General features: G+C 67.6%; 23 protein-coding genes and 1 pseudogene. 9 read left to right on the top strand and 15 right to left on the bottom strand.

What is annotated here, in order from left to right; genetic code table 11:
* Positions 1 to 3 precede the first annotated feature (3 nt).
* The 3 genes from FHR96_RS07330 (at position 4) to FHR96_RS07320 (ending at position 3,637) form a co-directional block, all read left to right on the top strand.
* Entirely contained in the window at positions 4 to 1,293 is a 1,290-nt protein-coding gene (locus FHR96_RS07330) for a TRAP transporter large permease (protein ID WP_183387018.1), read from the top strand.
* Positions 1,294 to 1,345: 52 nt separating this feature from the next.
* Entirely contained in the window at positions 1,346 to 2,416 is a 1,071-nt protein-coding gene (locus FHR96_RS07325) for a TRAP transporter substrate-binding protein (RefSeq protein WP_183387017.1), read from the top strand.
* A 156-nt stretch (positions 2,417 to 2,572) separates the two neighbouring features.
* Positions 2,573 to 3,637: an endonuclease/exonuclease/phosphatase family protein gene (locus tag FHR96_RS07320; RefSeq protein ID WP_183387016.1), complete on the top strand. Its 1,065-nt coding sequence runs from the start codon at positions 2,573 to 2,575 to the stop codon at positions 3,635 to 3,637.
* A 52-nt stretch (positions 3,638 to 3,689) separates the two neighbouring features.
* On the opposite strand, the gene FHR96_RS07315 is transcribed toward FHR96_RS07320, so the two are convergent.
* Positions 3,690 to 5,069, bottom strand: a complete 1,380-nt coding sequence (locus FHR96_RS07315) for a class II fumarate hydratase (RefSeq protein ID WP_183387015.1) — start codon at positions 5,067 to 5,069, stop codon at positions 3,690 to 3,692.
* A 221-nt stretch (positions 5,070 to 5,290) separates the two neighbouring features.
* Here FHR96_RS07315 and FHR96_RS07310 point away from each other — a divergent pair, with 221 nt between their 5' ends.
* The 3 genes from FHR96_RS07310 to ehuB all read left to right on the top strand — a co-directional run bounded on the left by FHR96_RS07310 (position 5,291) and on the right by ehuB (position 7,298).
* Positions 5,291 to 5,659, top strand: coding sequence for a phasin family protein (locus FHR96_RS07310; RefSeq protein ID WP_183387014.1), 369 nt, complete (start codon positions 5,291 to 5,293; stop codon positions 5,657 to 5,659).
* Positions 5,660 to 5,775: 116 nt separating this feature from the next.
* A complete protein-coding gene (locus FHR96_RS07305; RefSeq protein ID WP_183387013.1) occupies positions 5,776 to 6,327 on the top strand; it encodes a hypothetical protein in 552 nt (183 codons plus the stop codon).
* 92 nt (positions 6,328 to 6,419) lie between these two features.
* A complete protein-coding gene (gene ehuB, locus FHR96_RS07300; protein WP_183387012.1) occupies positions 6,420 to 7,298 on the top strand; it encodes an ectoine/hydroxyectoine ABC transporter substrate-binding protein EhuB in 879 nt (292 codons plus the stop codon).
* Between the two features lie 32 nt (positions 7,299 to 7,330).
* On the opposite strand, the gene hda is transcribed toward ehuB, so the two are convergent.
* A complete protein-coding gene (hda, locus tag FHR96_RS07295; protein ID WP_183387011.1) occupies positions 7,331 to 8,032 on the bottom strand; it encodes a DnaA regulatory inactivator Hda in 702 nt (233 codons plus the stop codon).
* Positions 8,029 to 9,105: an AI-2E family transporter gene (locus FHR96_RS07290; RefSeq protein ID WP_183387010.1), complete on the bottom strand. Its 1,077-nt coding sequence runs from the start codon at positions 9,103 to 9,105 to the stop codon at positions 8,029 to 8,031. Before FHR96_RS07290 ends, hda begins: the two co-directional genes overlap by 4 nt.
* A gap of 141 nt (positions 9,106 to 9,246) precedes the next feature.
* Here FHR96_RS07290 and purM point away from each other — a divergent pair, with 141 nt between their 5' ends.
* Both purM and purN read left to right on the top strand, forming a co-directional pair.
* Positions 9,247 to 10,320, top strand: coding sequence for a phosphoribosylformylglycinamidine cyclo-ligase (gene purM / locus FHR96_RS07285; RefSeq protein WP_183387009.1), 1,074 nt, complete (start codon positions 9,247 to 9,249; stop codon positions 10,318 to 10,320).
* A complete protein-coding gene (gene purN / locus FHR96_RS07280) occupies positions 10,317 to 11,057 on the top strand; it encodes a phosphoribosylglycinamide formyltransferase (protein ID WP_183387008.1) in 741 nt (246 codons plus the stop codon). Before purM ends, purN begins: the two co-directional genes overlap by 4 nt.
* Positions 11,058 to 11,355: 298 nt before the next feature.
* Here purN and dcd read toward each other — a convergent pair whose 3' ends face one another.
* The 3 genes from dcd to FHR96_RS07265 form a co-directional block, all read right to left on the bottom strand.
* The gene (dcd, locus tag FHR96_RS07275; RefSeq protein WP_183387007.1) at positions 11,356 to 11,922 is read right to left on the bottom strand and encodes a dCTP deaminase; all 567 of its coding nucleotides are present in this window, start codon (positions 11,920 to 11,922) and stop codon (positions 11,356 to 11,358) included.
* Positions 11,923 to 12,013: 91 nt separating this feature from the next.
* Entirely contained in the window at positions 12,014 to 12,835 is an 822-nt protein-coding gene (gene apbC / locus FHR96_RS07270; RefSeq protein ID WP_183387006.1) for an iron-sulfur cluster carrier protein ApbC, read from the bottom strand.
* Positions 12,836 to 12,971: 136 nt separating this feature from the next.
* The gene (locus tag FHR96_RS07265) at positions 12,972 to 14,150 is read right to left on the bottom strand and encodes a hypothetical protein (RefSeq protein ID WP_183387005.1); all 1,179 of its coding nucleotides are present in this window, start codon (positions 14,148 to 14,150) and stop codon (positions 12,972 to 12,974) included.
* A 218-nt stretch (positions 14,151 to 14,368) separates the two neighbouring features.
* Here FHR96_RS07265 and FHR96_RS07260 point away from each other — a divergent pair, with 218 nt between their 5' ends.
* Positions 14,369 to 15,298: a YihY/virulence factor BrkB family protein gene (locus FHR96_RS07260; protein WP_183387004.1), complete on the top strand. Its 930-nt coding sequence runs from the start codon at positions 14,369 to 14,371 to the stop codon at positions 15,296 to 15,298.
* Between the two features lie 6 nt (positions 15,299 to 15,304).
* Here the strand turns inward: FHR96_RS07260 and FHR96_RS07255 are convergent, their stop codons facing one another.
* The 9 genes and pseudogenes from FHR96_RS07255 to ureA all read right to left on the bottom strand — a co-directional run bounded on the left by FHR96_RS07255 (position 15,305) and on the right by ureA (position 22,900).
* Positions 15,305 to 15,532 (bottom strand): LapA family protein, encoded by a 228-nt coding sequence (locus tag FHR96_RS07255; RefSeq protein WP_183387003.1) that lies wholly within the window; start codon positions 15,530 to 15,532, stop codon positions 15,305 to 15,307.
* Between the two features lie 89 nt (positions 15,533 to 15,621).
* On the bottom strand, positions 15,622 to 17,046 hold the full coding sequence (locus FHR96_RS07250; RefSeq protein ID WP_183387002.1) for a phospholipase D family protein: 1,425 nt from the start codon (positions 17,044 to 17,046) through the stop codon (positions 15,622 to 15,624).
* 181 nt (positions 17,047 to 17,227) lie between these two features.
* Positions 17,228 to 17,821 carry a HupE/UreJ family protein gene (locus FHR96_RS07245; protein ID WP_183387001.1) on the bottom strand — a complete coding sequence of 198 codons (594 nt, stop codon included), beginning with the start codon at positions 17,819 to 17,821 and terminating at the stop codon, positions 17,228 to 17,230.
* Positions 17,822 to 17,972: 151 nt separating this feature from the next.
* On the bottom strand, positions 17,973 to 18,617 hold the full coding sequence (gene ureG / locus FHR96_RS07240) for an urease accessory protein UreG (protein WP_183387000.1): 645 nt from the start codon (positions 18,615 to 18,617) through the stop codon (positions 17,973 to 17,975).
* A 250-nt stretch (positions 18,618 to 18,867) separates the two neighbouring features.
* Positions 18,868 to 19,551 (bottom strand): urease accessory protein UreF, encoded by a 684-nt coding sequence (locus tag FHR96_RS07235; protein WP_183387167.1) that lies wholly within the window; start codon positions 19,549 to 19,551, stop codon positions 18,868 to 18,870.
* Positions 19,541 to 20,068: an urease accessory protein UreE gene (gene ureE, locus FHR96_RS07230; RefSeq protein WP_183386999.1), complete on the bottom strand. Its 528-nt coding sequence runs from the start codon at positions 20,066 to 20,068 to the stop codon at positions 19,541 to 19,543. The genes FHR96_RS07235 and ureE overlap by 11 nt, the downstream gene beginning before the upstream one ends.
* A gap of 261 nt (positions 20,069 to 20,329) precedes the next feature.
* Entirely contained in the window at positions 20,330 to 22,051 is a 1,722-nt protein-coding gene (gene ureC / locus FHR96_RS07225; protein ID WP_183386998.1) for an urease subunit alpha, read from the bottom strand.
* Between the two features lie 149 nt (positions 22,052 to 22,200).
* A pseudogene (locus tag FHR96_RS07220) lies at positions 22,201 to 22,503 on the bottom strand (urease subunit beta); the annotation flags it as partial.
* Positions 22,504 to 22,597: 94 nt separating this feature from the next.
* Positions 22,598 to 22,900: an urease subunit gamma gene (gene ureA, locus FHR96_RS07215; protein WP_183386996.1), complete on the bottom strand. Its 303-nt coding sequence runs from the start codon at positions 22,898 to 22,900 to the stop codon at positions 22,598 to 22,600.
* Between the last annotated feature and the right edge of the window lie 63 nt (positions 22,901 to 22,963).

Below are 22,963 nucleotides of genomic sequence, written 5' to 3'. Positions count from 1 at the left end.
ACCATGACATTCGCCTATCTGTGGATCTTCGCGGGGCTGCTGATCGCCGGCATGCCGATCGTCTTTCTGATGCTGATCGCGCCGGGCATCAGCCTGGTGCTGGAAGGCAAGGTCATGTTCCTCGACCTGCTGTTCCAGCGCCTGTTCGCGGGCATCGACAGCTTCCCGCTGATGGCGCTGCCCTTCTTCATCCTGGCCGGCGAGCTGATGACGGCCGGCGGGGTCACCTCGCGCATCGTGCGCTTCGCCGAGACCCTGATCGGCCACCGCCGTGCCGGCCTGGGTCAGGTGTCGGTATCCTCCTCGCTGATGCTGGCCGGCGGTTCCGGCTCGGCGGTGGCGGACGCCTCGGCGCTGGGCTCGGTGATGATTCCGGCCATGAAGTCGTCGGGCTACACCAATCGCTTCTCGGCGGCGGTGACGGCCGCCTCGGCGGTGATCGCCAGCATCATCCCGCCGAGCGGCATCTTCATCCTCTATGCCTTCATCATGAACGTCTCGGTCGCCGGGATGTTCGCCGGCGGCATCGTGCCCGGCATCCTGATCGGTGTCGGCCTGATGATCGCCATCTCGGTGATGACCCGCTTCAAGGAATTTCCGGAGCCGCTGCCCAAGGCGAGCTGGCGCCAGAAGTGGCAGGCGTTCGTCGCCGCCTTCATGCCCCTGCTGACGCCGGTGATCCTGATCGGCGGCATCGTGGGCGGCATCTTCACGCCCACCGAAGGTGCGGCCATCGCCGCCTTCTATGCTCTGATTCTCGGGCTGTTCGTGACCCGCGACCTCAAGCTTGGCGACCTGCCGGCCCTGTTCGGCAAGGCGGCGCTCAGCTCGGCAGTGGTGCTGCTGCTGGTCGGCGCGGCCGTCGCCTTTGCTTCACTGGTCAGCCTCAAGGGGACGCCGCAGCTGGTCAGCGGCTTCATCCTCGGCATCACCGACGATCCCGCCCTGCTGTTCTTCCTGGTCGTCATCTTCCTGCTCGGCATCGGCACCATCATGGATGCCGGCCCCGCCATCCTGATTCTCGGCCCGATCCTGTCGCCGGTCATGGTCGGCGTCGGCGTCGACCCGATCCACTTTGCGGTCGTCATGAGCGTGACGCTGATCATGGGCCTGATCACGCCGCCCATGGGCCTGGTGCTGTTCGTGGTCGGCAGCATCAGCAACGAGAAAATCGAGAAGATTGCCTGGGAAATGCTGCCGCTGTTCCTGGTCGAGATCGGCATCCTGTTCGCCCTGGTTTATGTGCCGGACCTGGTGCTCGCCATTCCACGCGCCTTTGGCTACGTCGCCTAGCGCCAACGACGCACCACTCACCACTCATCCATCACGCCAAGAGGTCACAACAATGAAAACCCCCAGCTTCAAGCCGTCAGGCATCGCCCGCGCCGTGCTGCTTGCCTCCACCCTCGGCGCCGCCTCAGCGGCTCACGCCGTGGACCTCAACCTGGTCCTGCTGGCCAACGAGCAGGACGAAGAGTATGACGCCGCCCAGGTCTTCGAGAACTACGTGGAGAGCCGCACCGGCGGCGAGGTCAACGTCAACATCTTCGTCGGTCCCCAGCTGTGCGGCTCGGCGAACGAGTGCTTCGAGGCCATGCAGGCCGGCATCGTCGACCTGTTCACCGCCACCGCGGGCGGCGTCGCCGGCATCTATCCGCCGATCCAGGGCATGGACATCCCCTACACCTTCCCTGACGACCGCACCGCCATGGGCATGCTCTCCGACCCCGAACTCACCGACTACCTGCGCGGCGAGATCCTCGAGTCCACCGGCGGCGGCATCCGCCTGATGACCATGACCCAGACCGGCGGCTGGCGAAACTTCGCCAACGCCGAGCACGAGATCCGCTCGCCGGCGGACGTCGAGGGACTGCGCTTTCGCACCATCGAGTCCGAGATCCAGCAGCGGCTGGTGCGGGAAATGGGCGGTTCCCCCACGCCCCTGCCCTGGCTCGAGGTCTACACCGGGCTGCAGACCGGCGTGGTCGACGGCACCAAGAATTCGATCTCCGACATCACCAACATGAACTTCCAGGAGGTGCTCAAGTACATCACCCTGGATGGGCATGCCTACATGGCGTCGATGTGGCTGATGGGCAACCAGAAGTTCGAGTCTCTGAGCGCCGAGCAGCAGCGCGTCGTGGCCGACGCTGCCGCACTGATGGGGGTGGTGCAGTTCGGCATGCAACCGCGCAAGGAGCTCGAGGCGTACGCGGCATGGCGGGAGTCGGGCGGGGAACTCTATACGCCCACCGAGGAGGAGATGGAGCAGTTTCGCAGCTATGCCGCGCCGATTCGCGACTGGTACCTGGAGAACTACGGCGAGCAGGGCCAGGAGTTCCTGAGCGAACTCGAGGCCGCCCGCGACCGCGCCGCCGAGCGCGTCGCCGCGGACCGTGCATCCGCCCTGCAGTAACGCCGCCCCGAGACATGGCAGGCGATGCCGGACATCGCCTGCCGATAGCAATCATGCCGGCAGACACGCCTCGCCGCCGGCTCCCTGAGCCGGTACCCTCGAACCACGGGCGCGACGTCGCGCACTTTGGCGGGGCACGGTGGGGAGATCACGCACATGTTCGGATGGATACTCGGCGGCATCACCGCCATGCTGCTGCTGGCCAGCCTCATTGCCCGCGTCCCCGGTCATTGGTGGTGGCTGCGCGCCTGCGAGTTTCCTCGCCTGCAGATCGGGCTTGGCGGAGCCGCCTGCGCCCTCGCCTCTCCCCTGGCCGATCCGAGCCAGACCCCGTGGATCGCCGCGGCGGGCTGCGCCGTGCTCGTCGTGCAGCTGCGCTACGTGCTGCCCTGGACGCCGCTGTGGCCCGTCCAGGTGAAGGCCGCCCGGGGCGACCGCCCGGATCGCTGCCTGTCGCTGCTGGTGGCCAACGTATTGACGCCCAACCGCCACAGCGACGCCCTGCTGGCGATCATTCGCGACCGAGATCCCGACCTGATCCTGACCCTGGAATCCGATGACTGGTGGGGGCAGCGCCTCGACGAGGGGCTCGGCAGCGGCTGGCCGCATGCCGTGCGCGTCCCCCTGGACAACCTCTACGGCATGCATCTCTATTCGCGACGGCCGCTCATCGACCCCGAGGTCAAGTGGCTGATCCAGGACGATATCCCCTCCATCCACTGCGGCATCGAGCTGGAGAGCGGCGACCGCATCCGCTTTCATGCCCTGCATCCCCGACCGCCGGCACCCAGCGAGAGCGAGGAATCGCTGTGGCGGGACGGCGAGCTGATGCTGGTCGCCAAGCTGATCCATCAGGATCCCGTGCCCACCGTGGTGGCAGGCGACCTCAACGACGTGGCATGGTCGCGAAGTACCCGGCTGTTCTGTCGGGTCAGCGGCATGCTCGACCCGCGCCGAGGGCGCGGCATGTTCAGCACCTTCCACGCCCAGCACGCCCTGCTGCGCTGGCCCCTCGATCATGTCTTCGCCAGCGAGCACTTCACGCTTGGGCGCATGCAGCGCCTGCCGAGCTTCGGTTCGGATCACTTCCCGATCCTGACCACGCTCTGCTATCGCCCCTCGCGCGCCGACGAGCATGAGAACCCGACGGCGACGAAGGAAGAACATCGCGACGCCCGGGAGACCGTGGAGGAGGCCCGGGAGCGCGAGCAGGACGGCTGACGCGCTCTCGGGACAGCCGTATAGCCAAGCGCAGTCACTTTTCCGACCATGCCTAACCCGGGATGCCGCCCCGGGTCAGCGCCGCCGGGTCGAGCAGTCGCTCCAGCTCCGCTCGGTCGAGGTCGGTCTGCTCCTCGGCCACCTCGAGGATCGGCCGCCCCGCCTGGTAGGCCTGCTTGGCGATGGCCGCGGCGGCATCGTAGCCGATCACCGAGTTGAGCGCGGTGACCAGGATCGGATTTCGCGACAGCGGCTCGCGCAGGTGATCCTCGCGCACCTTGAAGGTGGCGATGGCGCGATTGGCCAGCAGCCACGCCGTGTTGCGCATCAGGGTGATCGAAGTCAGCAGGTTGTAGGCCACCAGAGGCAGCATGACGTTGAGCTGGAAGTTGCCGCTCTGACCGGCCACGGTCACCGCCGCGTCGTGGCCGATCACCTGCGCCGCGGCCTGCGCGGCGGACTCGGGAATCACCGGGTTGACCTTGCCCGGCATGATCGAACTGCCGGGCTGCAGCGCTTCGAGCTCGATCTCGCCGAGCCCGGCCAGCGGTCCGGAGTTCATCCACCGCAGGTCGTTGGCGATCTTCATGATCACGCAGGCCAATCCCTTGAGCTGCCCGGAAAGCTCCACGGCGGCGTCCTGGCTACCGAGACTGGCGAAGAAGCTGTCGTTGGGGGAAAGCGCCAGCCCGGTCTGCTGACTCAGGTCCCGCGCCATCCGCTCGGCGAACTCCGGATGGGCGTTGATGCCGGTGCCCACGGCGGTACCGCCCTGGGCCAGCCGACACAGTCGCACCATGGCGCTGTCGAAACGTTCGATGGCCTGCCCCACCTGGCTCGACCAGCCACCGAGCTCCTGGCTCAGGCGCAGCGGCATGGCATCCATGAGGTGCGTCCGGCCGGTCTTGACCACGCCGTCGAGCTCGCAGGCACGCACCTCGATGGTCTCGTGCAGGTGAACCAGGGCCGGACGCAGCTCGCGGGTCACTTCCAGGGCCGCCGAAAGGTGAAGCGCCGTGGGAATGACGTCGTTGCTCGACTGCCCCATGTTGACGTGATCGTTGGGGCCCACCGTGAGATCGTCGCGGCTGGCAAGGTGGGCGATCACTTCGTTGACGTTCATGTTGCTGGAGGTGCCGGAGCCGGTCTGGAAGACATCCACCGGGAACTGATCGTCGTGATCTCCGGCGATCACCGCCTCGGCGGCGGCCACGATCGCTTCGGCTCGCGCCTCATCCAGCAGCCCCAGGTCGCGATTGACCCGCGCCGCCGCCAGCTTGATCCGCGCGATGGCATGGATGAAGCGCGCCGGCATGGCCTGGCCGGACACCGGGAAGTTATTCACCGCGCGCTGGGTCTGGGCGCCGTACAGGGCCTCCGCTGGCACCTCCAGTTCACCCATGCTGTCGCGCTCGATGCGATGCTCGCTCATGTTCGGCTCCTCCGGGAAGATGTCTTCCTCACCATGGTGCCGCCACCGGCCTCTTGCAAGGCGCGCCGCTATCGGGGGAAGGAAAAGCGAGCAAGAAAAAGTGCGCGGCGATGTTGCACTGCACAAAACCGACTGCTATTGTGCACTGCAACAGACGAGAGAAGGCATCGGCATTCCCGCCCAGGCCTTCGAGACGGACGCCATCACAGGAGGCGAACACGATGCAAAACTTCGACACCAAGCAGTTCACCGAGCAGTTCGAATCGCTGTTCTTCGGCCCGGCCCGCGCCTACGCCGGCCTGTCCGTGGACTTCGCCGAGAAGCTGACCAGCGCCCAGCTCGAGGCCGGCCGCGCCTACACCGAGACCGGCCTGGCCCAGCTCCGCGCCCTGCTCGACATCAAGGACGCCGAAGGCCTGCGCAGCTACATGGAAGGCCAGCAGAAGGTCGCCAAGGACCTGACCGAGCGCCTCAAGGGCGATGCCGAGAAGGTCGTCTCCCTGCAGCAGGACTTCGTCCAGCAGAGCCAGAAGCTGACCGAAGAGAACGTCAAGCAGGCCACCGAGACCGCCACCAAGGCCGCCAAGTAAGCCTGACCGCGACTCGCTGCTGCGAAGGGGCCACCGCTACGGCGGTGGCCCCTTTCGTTTGCCATTTGCGGTAAGCTCTCTCCCCGCACAGGGCCAACCCGTCACGGGAGAGTGCAATGAAACACCCCTACCTACCCATCCTGATGGGACTGATCCTCACCGGCTGCCAGATGCTGCCGCCGGAGGGCGTCACGCGACGCGGCGGCCCCGCCGAGGTCATCGACATCGGCGAGCGAGCGCCCGACACCGCGCCCTCCCCCTCAGGACGCGTGCCGCGCCAGGTGCCTTTTCCCGCCGAGCAATATGCGGCCCTGGAGAAGACCGGCAACGCCGCCCTCAGCGGTCGCCTGACGCTGAACACCGCATCGGGCACCGTGGCCGGCGCCGGCGAGACGATCTCGGTGGCACCGGTGACCACCTATTCCGCCGAGGCCGCCGAGCAGGCCCTGGCCGGCCGCGCGGTGGAACCCGCCGATCCGCGGGCCCGCGCCTATACCCATACTACCCGCACCGATGCCGACGGCTACTTCCTGCTGCGCGGCCTGCCGTCCGGCAACTTCTACGTCTCCGGCAGCGTTGCCGACCCCACCAGCGGGCGTCGAAACATCATCATCCATCAGGTGTCGCTGGCCGATGGCCAGCACCGCGAGGTGCAATTGAACCGCTGAGCGCACCAATGGCGCCTCTGTGGCCTGGCTTCTACCCTGAAGGCGATGCTCGCGATACTTCGGATCGGGAGCCCGAATCGGGAGAAGACGACATGGAACGGAGCACGCACGACGTCGGCCGGGGCATGCTGGCCTGGTGGGCACTTCCCCTGGCCCTGACCGTCGTCGGCTCGGCGCAGGCCGCCAGCCTCGACGAGCTGCAGGAACAGGGCAGCATTCGCGTCGCGGTGGCCAACGAGGTGCCCTACGGCTATCTCGACGACAGCGGCCAGGGGCAAGGCCCCGGTCCCGAGGTGGCGCGACACGTGCTGGGAGAGCTCGGCATCGATGACATCGAATGGGTCGTGACGTCCTTCGGCGACCTGATCCCCGGCCTGGAGGAAGGCCGCTTCGACATGGCCGCCGCCGAGATGGCGATTCGCCCGGAACGCTGCCAGCGGGTGCTGTTCTCGGCCCCCAACACCTCCTACGGGGAAGGCCTGCTGGTGCGCGCCGCCAACCCGCTCGAAATCAACGGCTACGCGGACTTCGCCGACCGCGACGACATCCGCGTAGCGGTGCTGGGGGGCGCCACCCAGGTCGACATCATGACGGCACTGGGCGTTCCGGAAGACCAGGTGGTGGTCATCGACGACAACGCAGCGGCCATCGACACCCTGCTCGACGACCGGGCCGATGCCTACGCCGGCACCGGGCTCACGGTGAGCCGATTGGAAGAGCAGAGCCCCGAGGTCGAGGTGGTACAGAACTTCGAGGATCCCAAGGTGAACGGGGAGATCGTGAGAAGCTGGGGCGCCTTCACCTTCCCTCTGGACGCCACGACGCTGCGCGATGCCTTCGATGAGGTACTGCTCGACTACCGCAATACCCAAGCCTGGCAAGACATCCTCGAGGACAACGGCTTCACCCAGGACGACGTCCTCAACGCCTTCCGATTCGATACCGAATGGCTGTGCGGCCAGCAGGAGTGACAGCGGTCGTCACGGGCCACTTCATCCCCTGACTACCAGCCCAGCGCCTGCTTGACGAACGGAATGGTCAGCTTGCGCTGGGCGGAAAGCGAGGCATGGTCCAGCGTCTCCAGGGACTCGAACAGCGCCTCCAGCGTGCGAGGCCCGCGGTGCAGGATGTAGCGCGCCACCTCGTCGGGTAGCTGCATGCCCCGCATCCGCGCCCGTAATTGCAGGGCGGCAAGTCGGTCGTCGTCACCGAGCCCCTGGACATGGAAGGTCATTCCCCAGGTCAGCCGAGAGGCCAGATCCGGAAGCTTCACGGCCAGCTGCCGCGGCGGCGCCTCGGCGGCGATCACCAGGCGACGCCCCGCATCGCGCAAGCGATTGAAGGCATGAAACAGCGCTTCTTCCCAGCGCTTTCGCCCCACCACCCGCTCGAGATCGTCGATGGCCACCAGGTCGAGCCGCTCCACCTCCTCCAGCATCAGTGGCGGGAAGTGGCCGAGTTCTTCGAGCGGCAGGTAGAGCGCTCGCCGATCGCGATCCGAAGCGGCGTGACAGGCCGCCTGCAACAGGTGGCTGCGACCTACGCCCTCACTGCCCCAGAGATACAGGAACGGCTCGCCGTCATCGTCGAGCTGGTGCTTCAGACGATCGACCAGGGCGGCGCCGGGGCCGGGATGGAAGTTGGCGAAGGTGGCGTCGTCGCGCAGCCCCACGCCCAGCGGCAGCTGCGCGGGTGCTCGACTCATGGCGACTCCTCGTCCTGGGGCCTGCGGCCCGAATCGTAAAGTGTGCTGTTTTTATAATGCTCGTGGAGATAACGCAACACCACCATCACCACGGCCGCCACCGGCAGTGCCAGCAGGATCCCGGTGAAGCCGAACAGCTGGCCGCCGGCCAGCACGGCGAAGATCACCGCCACCGGGTGCAGGCCGATCTTGTCGCCCAGCAGCTTCGGCTGCAGTACCGTGCTCTCCACCAGTTGGCCGAAGCCGAAGACCCCGCCCACGGCGAGCAGCATCAGCCAGTCGCCGAACTGGAAGAAGGTCACCACGCCGGCGACGCTGATGCCGACGATCACTCCCAGGTAGGGGACGATGCTGGCCAGGCCGGACAGCAGCCCGATCAGCAGCCCGAACTTGACCCCCAGCAGGGTCAGGCCGACGGCGTAGATGACGCCCAGGCACAGCATCACGATCAACTGGCCACGCAGGAAAGCGGCCAGCACCTCGTCGCATTCCCCGGCCAAGCGTACCGCGGCGGGCTCCCAGTGCCGCGGCAGCGACCCTCTCACCTTGGCCACCAGGATGTCCCAATCCAGCAGCAGGTAGAAGGTCACCACCGGTATCAGCGCCAGGTTGCCTACCCAAGCCGCCAGCGCCAGCCCCGACTGCGAGACCTTGGCCAGCAGTGTGGCGGCGAAGGTGCCGGTCTCACGCCAGTTGTCGAGCAGCGCCTGGCGCAGCTGGTCGAAGTCCGTCCCCAGGTCGATGCCGGTCAGGCTGCGGACCTCGGGAAGCACCGTGGCCTGCACCCAGTCCAGGGCGGCGGGCAGCAGCTGGACCACCTGGCCGATCTGGCGTCCCAGCAGCGGAATCACCAGCAGCAGGGTCAACACGATCACCAGCGTCAGCAGCAGGAACACCACCGACACCGACAGTCGCCGCGACAGTCCCATGTCTTCCAGGCGATCGGCCAGCGGGTCGCCGAGATAGGCCAGCACCATGCTGACGAAAAATGGCATCAGCACCGGTTCGATGCTGATGAAGAACCACAGTCCCAGTGCCACCGTAGCGACCAGGATCCACCCCTGTCTGCGCATCTCGCTCTCCCTGTGTGATGCCTGGCACGGCGGTGCGAGCCGTGCGTGGTGATGCTACAATTCACGCCCCATCTTGCCCAGCCCGACGGAGCCGCGACCTCCACGGGTTTCATCGATCGCAATGTTCATACAGGACAGGCCATGACCGATTCCACCAACCGCCCGAGCGGCGCCTCTCTCAGCTACAAGGACGCCGGCGTCGACATCGATGCCGGCAACGCCCTGGTCGACCGCATCAAGGGCGTCGCCAAGCGCACCAGCCGCCCCGAGGTGATGGGCGGCCTGGGCGGCTTCGGCGCCCTGTGCCAGCTGCCCAGCGGCTACCGCGAGCCGGTGCTGGTCACCGGCACCGACGGCGTGGGCACCAAGCTGCGCCTGGCCATGGACCTGGGCCGCCACGACACCATCGGCATCGACCTGGTGGCCATGTGCGTCAACGACCTGGTGGTGGCCGGCGCCGAGCCGCTGCTGTTCCTCGACTACTATGCCACGGGCAAGCTCGACGTGGACATCGCCGCCGACGTGGTGACCGGTATCGGCAAGGGCTGCGAACAGGCCGGCTGCGCCCTGGTGGGCGGCGAAACGGCCGAGATGCCCGGCATGTACGACGGCAGCGACTACGACCTGGCCGGTTTCTGCGTCGGCGTGGTCGAGAAGGACGAGATCCTCGACGGCAGCCGGGTCGCCGAGGGCGACGTGCTGCTGGGCATGGCCTCCTCCGGCCCTCACTCCAACGGCTACTCGCTGATCCGCAAGATCCTCGAGGTCTCCGGCGCGTCACTGGAGACCGCCATCGACGGCAGGCCGCTGGGCGAGGCGCTGCTCGCGCCGACCCGGATCTACGTCAAGCCGCTGCTGTCGCTGCTCAAGGAAACCGACGTGCCGGTGCATGCCCTGTCGCACATCACCGGCGGCGGCCTCACCGAGAACCTGCCGCGCGTGCTGCCCGAAGGTGCGGCGGCTCGCGTCGACGTCGCCAGCTGGGAGCGCCCGGCGGTGTTCGACTGGCTGCAGCAGCAGGGCAACGTCGAGGAAAGCGAGATGTATCGGGTGCTCAACTGCGGCATCGGCATGGTGATCGCGGTGCCCGCGGACAAGGCCGATCAGGCCCGCGCCCATCTGCAGGGCCTCGGCGAGACGGTCTATCGGATCGGCGAGATCGTTGCCCGCGGCGAGGACGAGGAAGCGGTGCGGCTGGAGAACCTCAAGGCATGAGCGAGACCGGCTACACCAGCGATACCCTGCAGGACTTCACCCCCGAGCCCGCCGAGGCTCGGCGGGTGGTGGTACTGATCTCCGGCAACGGCAGCAACCTCCAGGCGCTGATCGACGAGCAGCAACACGACCGCCTGGGCGGCGAGATCGTCGCGGTGATCTCCAACCAGGCCGATGCCTACGGTCTCAAGCGCGCCCAAGAAGCCGGCATCGACGCCGTCGCCCTGCCCCACCGCGAATACGATAGCCGCGAGGCCTATGACGGCGCCCTGATCAAGGTCATCGAGCGCCACGAGCCCGACCTGGTGGTGCTGGCCGGCTTCATGCGCATCCTCACCCCGCGCTTCGTGCAACGCTTCCTGGGCCGGCTGATCAATATCCACCCCTCGCTGCTGCCGGCCTACCAGGGCTTGCACACCCACGCCCGGGCGCTGGCCGACGGCGTCGCCGAGCACGGCTGCAGCGTGCACTTCGTCACCGAGGAGCTCGACGGCGGCCCGGTGCTGCTGCAGGCCGCCGTCGAGGTGGCCGAGGACGAGAGCGAGGACAGCCTCAAGGAGAAGGTCCACGCCCGCGAGCACCTGATCTACCCGATCGCCGTGAAGTGGTGCCTGGAAGGCCGCCTGCAGTTCCGCGACGGCGGCGCCCGCTTCGACGGCACCCCGCTCCCGGAACAGGGCCTGCGCATGTCCCACGCCGACGCCACCGAGGAGCTGGACGAGGATCGGGAGCTGTAAGCTGTAAGCTGGAAGCTGGAAGCTGGAAGCTGGAAGCTGGAAGCTGGAAGCTGGAAGCTGGAAGCTGGAAGGCAGCATGAACCCCGCCATCATCGGGTCAAGGGTTTTCTGCAAGCTTCAAGCTTATGACTTCAAGCTCCGGGCGAAGCCCGGCCAGGTTTTCTTCAAGCTTCCAGCTTAAGCCCGCGAAGCGGGCGTTCTTCCAGGTGCGCAGCACCGCTCTTCAAGCTTACGTCCGCGAAGCGGGCGTTCTTCCAGGTGCGGAGCACCGCTCTTCAAGCTTACGTCCGAAGGCCGGTCAGGTACGCGGGAGGGTCACGCCTCTCTGCCCCATATACTTGCCGCCGCGGTCCTTGTAGGAGGTCGCGCAGACCTCGTCGGACTCCAGGAACAGCATCTGGGCCACGCCTTCGTTGGCGTAGATCTTGGCCGGCAGGTTGGTGGTGTTGGAAAACTCCAGGGTCACGTGCCCTTCCCACTCCGGCTCCAGCGGCGTGACGTTGACGATGATCCCGCAGCGCGCATAGGTCGACTTGCCGAGGCAGATGGTCAGCACGCTACGCGGGATGCGGAAATACTCCACGGTGCGCGCCAGGGCGAAGGAGTTGGGCGGAATCACGCAGACGTCGCCCTTGATGTCGACGAAGCTCTTGTCGTCGAACCCCTTGGGATCGACCACCGCCGAGTGGATGTTGGTGAACACCTTGAACTCGTCGGCACAGCGCACGTCGTAGCCGTAGCTGGACGTCCCGTAGGAGATCACCCGCCGATCGTTCACATAGCGCACCTGGTCGGCCTCGAAGGGCTCGATCATGCCATCCCGCTCGGCCATGCGGCGGATCCAGTGGTCGGATTTGATGCTCATGGGTCGTCCTGCTGGGTGATGTGGAAACGTAAGGGGGCCGCCATGATAGCGACCCCGGAGGCGGTCGTCACTTTTCGCGCCGCTGGCGACGTCAGTCGCTGAAGGAGATTTCCGGCCCCTCGTCCGGCGACGCTCCCTCGAGCTGTTCGGCCACCTGGCGGGCCATGGCGCGGAAGCTCGCCGCCACTTCGCCGTCCGGCTCGGCAACCACCGTGGGACGGCCACCATCGACCTGCTCGCGGATGGCCAGCGCCAGCGGCAGCCGCCCCAGCAGGCGAGTGTCGTACTCGCCGGCGATGCGCTCGCCGCCGCCCTCGCCGAAGATCGGCTCGCTGTGCCCGCAGTTCGAGCAGACGTGCAGGCTCATGTTCTCCACCACGCCGAACACCGGCACGTTCACCTTGCGGAACATCTCGATACCCTTGCGGGCGTCCAGCAGGGCGATGTCCTGGGGCGTGGTGACGATCACCGCACCGTCCACCGGCACCTTCTGGGCCAGCGTCAACTGGATATCGCCGGTACCCGGCGGCATGTCGACGAACAGCACGTCCAGGTCATCCCACACGGTCTGGGTCAGCAACTGCTGGAAGGCCCCGGCCACCATGGGCCCGCGCCACACCATGGGCTCGCGGGTGTCGACCATGAAGGCCATCGACATGGCCTGCAGGCCGTGCGCCCGCAGTGGCTTCATGCGCTTCTCGTCGGCGGCCTCCGGCCGCGTACCCTCCTCGACGCCCAGCATCCGGGCCTGGCTGGGCCCATGTATGTCAGCATCCAGGATGCCCACGCGATAGCCTTCGGCCGCCATGGCCAGTGCCAGGTTGACGGCAACGGTGGACTTGCCGACGCCCCCCTTGCCGGATGCCACGGCGACGATATGCTTGACCCCTTCGATCACGACTCGCTCCTTCATGCGTTTGGGGCCGACCTCCTGAGGGTCGGGTCATGCCAGTATACCTGGCCGTTCACCGCACGATACAACGTCACGGATGTCCATGAACGACAAAGGGCACGCCTGAGCGCGCCCTTTGTCGACGGTACGTCCGAGTTCAGACTTCCTGGGCTTCCGCCTTGTCGCTTGATGCGGACGATGACGCATCCTTCCCAGCGGAAGGTTGCGGCTGTTGTTCCCCAGCCGGCTCCGTGGACGAGGCCGCTTTCTCGCCGTCCTGCGATGCGGCCGACTGATCCTCGTTCGCCTCAGTGGACGACGCCGATTGCTCGCCGTCCTGCGATGCGTCCGACTGATCCTCGCTCGCGTCGGTAGACGACGCCGCTTGCTCGCCGTCCTGCGATGCGGCCGACTGATCCTCGCTCGCGTCGGTAGACGACGCCGCTTTCTCGCCGTCCTGCGATGCGGCCGACTGATCCTCGCCCGAATCGGTGGACGACGCCGCTTGCTCGCCGTCCTGCATTGCGGCCGGCTCGGCAGGCGATGTCATCTCGGCATCCAGGTCGGCCAGGGCATCGCGCCAGCCGGCCAGCTCGCTCTTCAACTGCGCCAACTGCTGGCTGCGCGCCTCGACCCTGGTGTCGAGCCCCGCCAGCTGCTCGCGGCCTTCCTGCAGCTTGGTATTCAGTGCATCCAGCTTGCTGCTGGCATCGTCGCGCTGGGCCTGCAGCTGTTGATGTTCCTCGCGCAGCGGCGCCAGGGAGGCTTCGAGTTCACCGCGCTGCTGCTCGAGCTCGGTCACCTGCTCCACCAGGTTGTCCCGCTGCCGCTCGGCCTGCTGCTTCGCTTGCACGGCCTCGTCGCGAGCCGCCTGCGCCTCGTCAAGCGCCTGGGTGGCGTCTTCCACCTGCTGCTCGGTGTCCTCCAGGGACGCCTGACGCTCCTCGAGCCGCTGCTCGGCCTCGGAGACCTTGGACTGCAAGGGCTCGAGGGCGGCGTTGGCTTCCTCGAGCTGCGACCTGGCCTGCTCCACCTCGGCGGTCACGCTCTCCAGTTCGGCTTCGGCCGCCTGGCGCTGTTGCTCGAGCTCATCGGTACGCGCCTGCAGTTCCTCGACCTCGGATTGCGCCGCCTGCTGCTCGGCGACCTGGCTCTGGAGTTCGTCATTCTCGGACTGGGCCGCATCCAGGCGGGACTCCAGGGAGCGGCGAGCTTCGTTGCTGGAACTGGCGCTGGACTGTGCGAACAGCGCCCAGACGACGGCCACCACGGCAACGGCGGTCAGCCCCTTGACTCGGTTGTCCTGAAAGAGCTGTCGCATGGAACTATCTGACATCGGCTTTCTCCCTGACATGGGTCGATGTGTAGGCATGACCCATTCCCGGGCCATGCGCGATGGGACGATTCAGCATACACCCTGGGGCGCCACTTGGCGTCACTCCCGACCAACGCCAGGATGACCAGGCACGCCAAGGACACGCGATGAAACGAGGCGATTGACGCGAATCACGGCGGTCAGCGTATCATGCCGAAAGATTCTCGACCGGCTTGCCCATGTCCGACGCTCCGGCAACACCCTCCCGACACCGTCTGCTCCAACTCCTCGGCAGAGCGACCTGCTTCACCTGGCGGGTGCTCGGCGCCTTCCTGCGCAATCGCGGCATCCTGCTGGCCGGCGGCGTGGGCTACAACATCCTGCTGTCGATCGTGCCGCTGTTCGCCCTGCTGGTGGTACTGCTCGCCCAGGTGGTCAACGAGCAGCAGCTGCTTACCGTGCTGGCCATCCAGGCCCGCCACCTGGCACCGGCCCACGCCGAGGTGCTGCTCGATGCCGTGCGCTCGCTGCTCGACTCCCGGGATGCCATCGGGCTGCTCGGCCTGCCGGTGCTGCTGGTGTTCAGCTCCTTTGCCTTCCGCATGCTGGAGGATGCGCTGGCACTGATCTTCCACGCCCCGGACGCTCATGCGGGGCGTTCGGTGTGGGTCTCGGTGCTGATGCCCTATGCCTTCATGGTGGTACTGGGCGCCGGGCTGATGGGGCTGACGCTGCTGGTCAGCCTGGCGGATGCGGTCAATACGCTATGGATGGCGCTGCTCGGCCGGGAGCTGCCGCTGGCAGGGCTGTCCAATACGGCGCTGAACCTGACCAGCTTCGTCGGCGTCTTTCTGCTGTTCAGTGCGATCTACAAGGTGATGCCGGTGGTCCGGGTCGCGCTCAGGCGCGCCCTGGTCGGGGGCTTCGTCGCCGCCCTGCTGTGGGAAGGCGCTCGCCTGCTGCTGGTCTATTATTTCGCCCATCTATCCTTCGTCAACGCCGTCTACGGCTCGCTGGCGACGCTGATCGTGGTGCTGCTGACCCTCGAGGCGGGCGCCATCATCCTGCTGCTCGGCGCCCAGGTCATCGCCGAACTGGAGCGCAACGCCCGCCTGGGCCTGCCCTGGCACCTGGATTCACGACATCGTGCAATCACTCACGTGGATTAAGCTCGCTCAACGCTCTCTCTCGGGTCGTCCATGGCCCGTTAGGCGACGAATCAGCGTCATCAGGCTGCGGCCGCTGACCATGCCCAACAGGTAGAGCGCCGCGATCAGCAGCGCCAGCGGCATCGAGACGCTCCACGCCAGCAGATGCACCTCCACCAGGTTCAGATTCTGCACGATGAGGACCATGACCAACGCCAGCAACGCCACCTTCACACCCAGCCATAACCGTTCCATGCCGCCTCTCCCGATGCCATCGCGATCATCCCGCGGATGACGCCAAGGCTGGTCGCCCCCCGCTCGGCTGTCAATCCGCCCCACGGCGCTCAGAAAGTGGACAGTCCCGAGGCCTCCATTATCCGATAGCGCCAGTAATCGACCGCACCGGCGGCATCGGCCTCGTCGTAGGGCCGGCTGGTGGCACGTTCAGGCGTGGACTGCCAGCGGCGGGCGAAGAAGGCCTGGGCGTCGTCCAATGCCCGCAGGCTGGGCGGCCCCAGCAGCCGCACGCTGGTCTCCAGGTTCAGGTCGTCGAGGTTGCGCCGGGTGAAGTTGGCCGACCCCAGGATCAGCTCGACCTCACCGCCATCGGCGGGACGGCGCATCAGCAGCTTGGTGTGGCACTGCTCGCCGCGGGTAGTGCACCAGCGTACCGGGATGCCGGCCGCGACCAGCTCGTCGGCCACCGGCCGGTTGGGGATGCCGCCCTTGTCGATGCCGAAGGCCTCGCGGTTGGGATCGAGCAGCACCCGCACCTCGACGCCGCGCCGTTGCGCCGCGATCAGCGCCTCGATCAGCTCGCGATGGGCCAGGTAGAACACCGCCACATCCAGCCGGTCGCCCTCCCCGGCCCGCTCCACGGCGGTCACCAGCGCATCGCGGATCGCCCCTTCGGTGAGCAGCTGCAAGCGCGCCCCGGGGATATCATCCTCGGCGCGCGGTGGTGCAGGGCCGGGCACCGTGACGCCCGACCAGCCTGCCACCGCCCGCTCCGAGGCCAGCAGGTCGAGGGCCGCCGCGCCCTCGACGCGCAGCGCCACGTTGCCGTGCAGGCTGCTGGCATCGTGCGGATTGGCCGAGGTCACCAGCCCCGCCCAGCCGTCGCCCTGGTCGACCACCAGGGTCTTGCGATGGTTGGCCTTGACGTTGGCCAGCGCCAGATAGCTGCGCAGGGTGACTTGCCCCGGGCCCAGGGCATTGGGCAGCCAGCCGGCGGCAGCCTGGTTGCCTAACCAGCGCGGCCCCAGTTGCCACAGCCCCGACCACAGCGGATTGGACGCGCGCAGTCGCGCAAGGTCGGTGATCACCACCTCCACGCCGGCCTCGCGCAGCCGCGCCAGGTGATCGAGCTCCAGCCCGCCGTACAGCGTGTTCAACGGATCGGTGATCAGGATCGCGCGCAGCTCGGGATGGCGCCGGCGCTGTCGCACCAGCGCCTCGGTAAGCTCCTCCGACAGCGGGCGGAAGTCGACGCCATTGGCCTCACCGGCAAAGTCGTTGAACAGGAACATGTCGGCCACCACCAGTCGACTCGCCTGGCCGATCATCGCCAGCGCCTCGTCGAAGATGGCCTGTCGACGGTGCCGCTCGCCCTCGGCGTCATACCAGGTCTCGTCGGTCAGCAGGCGCGGGGACTCGGCAGCACGAAGTGGATGAGCCTGGCCGACGCCCTCCGGCAGCGGTTTGTAGCGTTGCCAGGTGCCCATGGCCAGCCAGGCCAGCAGCAGCACCCCGAGCATCCATGGCCACATCCGTCGTCTCCTCGTCCCACGCATCTCACCCCGCCTCCCTGGCATCCCCGAGGGCACCGTCGCCCTCGCTTATCGCCGCAGCATAGCGCGTGGCCGGCACTAACGCAGCGCGCCGAACACCGCACACTAACGCAGCGCGCCCGGCACGAGGCCGGGCGCGAGGACATGCTGCGGCGGGCGATCAGCCGATGGCGAACAGCGCGCCCATGGCGGCGATGGCCGCGCCCAGGCCGCGCAGCACCCGCTGCTCGCGGGCCATCAGCCAGCCGGCGACGCGACGGCCGACACAGGTCAGGGCCAGGGTCGCCAGGCTGAAGCCGGCCAGATACAGCAGGGTACTGGCGCCGTGAGGCATCTCGGCGGCGTGAGCATGGCCGTGGAAGACCATGAAGGCGATCACGGCGATGCTGCCCAGCGCCGCGGGTACCCGCACGAGGGCAGCGACCAGGACGCCGGCCAGCAGCACGCTCAGGGCGATACCGAACTCGACGCCCGGTAGCGCCACGCCGGCCCAGGCCAGGCCGGCGCCAAGCAGCATGCCGCCCACCGCCAGCAGCGGCGCCAGACGGCCCATGGATGCCGACTGACGCACGCTGAACAGGCCGACGGCCAGCATCGCCAGCAGGTGATCGAGGCCGAACAACGGGTGACTCAGGCCCGCCGCGAAGCCGCCGCCGGCGACCTCATGGCCGGGATGAGCCCAGGCGCTGCCGGCCACCAGCATCAGGGAAGCGGCGCCCAGGGTGCGCGAGCGAACGAGGGAAGACAGTGTCATAGCAAGCTCCTAACCACAGGAATGATGGGAAACTCAGGGGGACATCGCGCGTCGGCGTGACCCCCATGGAAGCGTGGGAGCCAGGCCTGGCACGGGGTGCCTGGCGGCACCATGGCGCAGCAAGCCGCGCTCCCACTGGTCTCGGCGTCGATTACGACTCGTCCGCGATGGTGGCGTGCTGTGGCCGGCGCTCCGGCAGCATGCCGCGGTCGAGGATGAAGGCGATGATCTCCTCGAGGCCCACCCCGTCGTGCAGGTTGGTGAACACGAAGGGACGCTCGCCGCGCATCATCTTCGCGTCGCGCTCCATCACCGCGAGCGAGGCGTGGACCTGCTCGGCGATGTCGATCTTGTTGATGATCAAGAGATCCGACTTGGTGATGCCGGGGCCGCCCTTGCGCGGGATCTTGTCGCCGGCGGAGACATCGATCACGTAGAGCGTCAGGTCCGAGAGCTCGGGGCTGAAGGTCGCCGACAGGTTGTCGCCGCCGGACTCGACCAGCACCAGCTCGAGCTTGGGGTGGCGCGCCTGGAGGTCGTCGATGGCGGCCAGGTTCATCGACGCGTCCTCGCGGATGGCGGTGTGCGGGCAGCCGCCGGTCTCGACGCCGAGGATGCGATCCGCCGGCAGCGCCTCGTGGCGGGTCAGGAAGTCGGCGTCCTCGCGGGTGTAGATATCGTTGGTGACCACGGCGATATCGTAGTAATCGCGCAGGGCCCGGCACAGCTGCTTGAGCAGGGCCGTCTTGCCGGAGCCCACCGGGCCACCGACGCCGATACGCAGGCAATGGGTCATTTTTTCTCTCCTTGTCCGCCATGGCGGCTCTATCAAGTTTGCAATGCCGAAGGCCAGTCGCTGCCGAATCCACCTTGCGCGGCCGCTGTCGACTCGGCCGAGGCGACGCAGTCGATCTTCAGGGACAGAAGATCGAGGTGAGCAGGCACAGGGATGTGCCGTCTCACCGACCGCGGGAGACCGGCCGAGGCGTCAGGGTTTCGGACGCGTGGAGTGGGAGTGCAGCGCGCTGGCCCGGCAGCCTCATCCTTCAACTCCTGAACAACCGCGAGTACTGGGTCTCGTGCTGGGCGCTGGCCAGCGCCAGACCGGGCAGCATCGGGCCGAGTTCGTTGTCGTCGTACTCGAGGGCCGCGTCCGTCGCCGCCACCAGCGACGGGCGCAGACGCTCGATCAACCGCTGGGCGGCGGTGTGGCCGAGCGGCAGCGCCTTGCAGGCCACGGCGAGCTGGTTCTCGAGCCAGGCCCAGGCGAAGCCGAGCAGCGCCTGGCGAGGCGTCACGCCCCGGGCGAGCGCCAGCCAGGCGAAGACGCCGACATAGCCCATGCCGGTGAGGCGGGACGGCTCGGGCGGCGTCAGCTCGAGGCTCGTGACCAGCCGCGTCAGGGCGGCGCCGAGGCGCGCCTCCTCGGCGGCGAGCTCGGCGGTCTCGCGGGTGGCGGCGAGCCAGCCGTTCCAGTGAGCGAGCGCCTCAACGTCGTCCTCGGCCCAGGCCGCCATGCAGCGCGCCAGGACAGGCAATTCGCAGCGCGCGAGGCCGTCGTCGAGCACGCCTTCCAGCCACTCGCCGAGATCGTCCTCGCCGCGCACCCAGCCGAGCTCGAAGGCGCTTTCCAGGCCCTGTGACCAGGCGAAGGCACCGATCGGCAGCGCCGGGCTGACCAGCTGCATCAGCCCCAGCAACGCCAGATCGTCGCTGGACTCAGTGGGCATGATCATGACCGTGATGATCGCCGTGTTGGTGGCTGTGAGGGTGGTGATGGCCGCCCTCCCCGGCCCGCGCATAGGCGCCGGGCTCGGGATCGAAGGGCGCGGCGTGGTGCTCGAGTCGCGCACCCAGGCGCTCGGCCAGCTCCTCCAGCACGTGATCCGGTGGGAAGCGCACCCAGCCCAGACCGGTAGACCCCGCATCGGCGTCGGCGCCGATCGCCAGCTGCACGTGGCGGTTGCCCAGGTGATAGCTCAGCCGCGCCAGCGGCAGGCCCGCCTCGAGGCGCGCGGTCACCACCGGCTCCACGGCGGCCTGGACGCGGATCACCCGGCCGTCCTCGCCGCTCAGCCCGTCGCCGTGGCGCAGCACCGGCCCGCGGTCGAGGAAGACCCCGACCTCGCGGCCGGCGTCGGAGGTCGCCTTGAAACGCCCGCGGGTACGGGTCTGATAGTCGAGGGTCAGGGTATCGACGGCGGCGCTCGCCTCGATCGGCCCCAGGCGTTCGGTCAATGTCAGCATGGTCTCCATCCTGTTGTGGGTCGCGGGCTTCGGTGGACCTACGAGAGCGGTTCCGGGCTCCGGGCTCCGGGCTTCGGTGGACCTACGAGAGCGGCTTCGGGCTTCGGGCTTCGGGCTCCGGGCTTCGGTGGACCTTCGAGAGCGGCTTCGGGCTTCGGGCTTCGGGCTTCGGGCTTCGGTGGACCTTCGAGAGCGGCTTCGGGCTCCGGGTACCGTCGCTCGCAGTCCGTTGCTCATAGCTCGTAGCTCGCAGCCCGTGGCTCAAAACAAGTGGTAACGCTGGGCCAGGGGCAGTTCGGCCAGCGGCTCGCAGGTCAGGAGCTCGCCGTCGCAGCGCACCTCGTAGGTCTGCGGGTCCACGCTGAGCTCTGGGCAGGCGTCGTTGAGCTTCATATCGCCCTTCCTCACCTCGCGCACGTCCTTGCAGGCAACGAGCCGACTGTCGAGCCCCAGCCGCTCCTTGATGCCGGCATCCAGCGCCGCCTGGCTGACGAAGGTCACCCGGGTGGCGCTCGCGGCGCGACCGAAGGCGCCGAACATCGGCCGGTAGTGCACCGGCTGCGGGGTAGGGATCGAGGCGTTGGGATCGCCCATCGGCGCGGCGGCGATCATGCCGCCCTTGAGGATCAGCGCCGGCTTGACGCCGAAGAAGGCCGGGTCCCAGAGCACCAGGTCGGCCAGCTTGCCGACCTCCACCGAGCCCACCTCGTGGCCGATGCCGTGGGTGATGGCCGGATTGATGGTGGTCTTGGCGATGTAGCGCCTGGCGCGGAAGTTGTCGGCGCCGAGCGCCTCGTCCTCGGGCAGCAGGCCACGCTGCAGCTTCATCTTGTGGGCGGTCTGCCAGGTGCGGCAGATCACCTCGCCGACCCGGCCCATGGCCTGGGAGTCCGAGGCGATCATCGAGATCACCCCCAGGTCGTGGAGGATGTCCTCGGCGGCGATGGTCTCGCGGCGGATGCGCGAGTCGGCGAAGGCCACGTCCTCGGGGATGTTCGGGTCGAGGTGGTGGCACACCATCAGCATGTCGAGATGCTCGTCGATGGTGTTAACGGTATAAGGCCGGGTCGGGTTGGTCGACGACGGCAGCACGTAGGGCTTGGCGCAGGCGGTCAGGATGTCCGGCGCGTGGCCGCCCCCGGCACCTTCAGTGTGATAGGTGTGGATGGCGCGTTCCTTGAACGCCCCCAGGGTATCCTCCACGAAGCCCGACTCGTTGAGGGTGTCGGTATGGATGGCGATCTGCACGTCGTAGCGCTCGGCCACCGACAGGCAGGTATCGATGGAGGCCGGCGTGGTGCCCCAGTCCTCGTGCAGCTTGAGTCCCATGGCGCCGGCCTCGAGCTGAGCCTCCAACGCCTCGGGCAGGCTGGCGTTGCCCTTGCCGAGCAGGCCGATGTTCATCGGCAGGGTGTCGATCGCCTGGAGCATCTTGCCGAGGTGCCAGGCGCCGGGAGTGCAGGTGGTGGCGTTCGAGCCGGTGGCGGGGCCGGTGCCGCCGCCGAGCATGGTGGTCACGCCGCTGGCCAGCGCCTCCTCCACCTGCTGCGGGCAGATGAAGTGGATGTGGGCATCGATGCTGCCGGCGGTGAGGATCTTGCCCTCGCCCGCGATCACCTCGGTGCCGGGGCCGACGACGATTTCCACGTCGGGCTGGGTGTCCGGATTGCCGGCCTTGCCAATGGCCGCGATGCGCCCGCCCTGGAGACCCACGTCGGCCTTGACGATGCCCCACCAGTCGAGAATCAGGGCGTTGGTGATCACGGTATCCATGACCGCGTCGTCCACGCGCTGGCTCTGGCCCATGCCGTCGCGGATCACCTTGCCACCGCCGAACTTGACCTCGTCGCCGTAGTGGGTGGCGTCGCGTTCGACCTCGATCCACAGCTCGGTGTCGCCCAGCCGCACGCGATCGCCCACCGTGGGGCCGTACATGTCGGCGTAGGCCTGGCGGCTGATCTTGTTAGGTGTGGTATCGCTCATGACGACGCTCCCTTGTCCTGGTCATTGGCTTCGAGCGCATTGGAGGGCGGCGCGGTAGAGGCATTACGCTCGGCTTCGGGAGCGATGGAGGCTTTACGCTCGGCTTCGGGAGCGATGGAGGCTTTACGCTCGGCTTCGGGAGCGATGGAGAGCTCACCCATGACCTCGCCGCGGAAGCCGTAGATGCGCCGATGGCCGACGAACGGGATCAGCGTCACCTCCCGCGACTGGCCGGGCTCGAAGCGGATCGCCGTGCCCGCGGCCACGTCGAGGCGCCGGCCGCGCGCCAGGTCCCGATCGAAGACCAGCGCCGGGTTGGCCTCGGCGAAGTGATAGTGGGAACCGACCTGCACCGGGCGATCGCCGGTGTTGGCTACCTCGAGGGTGATCCGTTCACGCCCCTCGCAGAGCGCGATCTCGCCGTCCTGAAGCCGATATTCACCGGGAATCATGGGTTCGCTCCTTTCAGTCGCGGTGAGGAGTGAGGAGCGAGGCGTGAGGAGTGAGAAGTTCTCTCCTCACGCCTTACGCCTCCCGCCTCACACTTCACACAATGGGGTGATGGATGGTGACAAGCTTGGTTCCGTCGGGGAACGTCGCCTCCACCTGCACCTCGTCGACCATCTCGGCCACGCCCTCCATGACGTCGTCGCGGCCGAGGATCTCGCGGCCCGCACCCATCAGCTCGGCGACGCTTCTGCCATCGCGGGCGCCTTCCATGATCTCGCAGCTGATCAGCGCCACGGCCTCCGGATAGTTCAGCTTCAGGCCGCGAGCGCGGCGCCGCTCGGCCAGCAGGCCGGCGGTGAACAGCAGCAGCTTGTCCTTGTCTCTCGGGGTCAGTTCCATACGGGCGACTCTCTCTTCATGAATTCGGCTTCGGTGATTCTTCCAGAGCGGCTTCGGGCTTCG

This window comes from Halomonas organivorans, assembly GCF_014192055.1.
GTDB lineage: Bacteria > Pseudomonadota > Gammaproteobacteria > Pseudomonadales > Halomonadaceae > Halomonas > Halomonas organivorans.
Note: the sequence above shows the minus strand (reverse complement) of the source record. Positions and strands in the feature narration are given on the sequence as shown.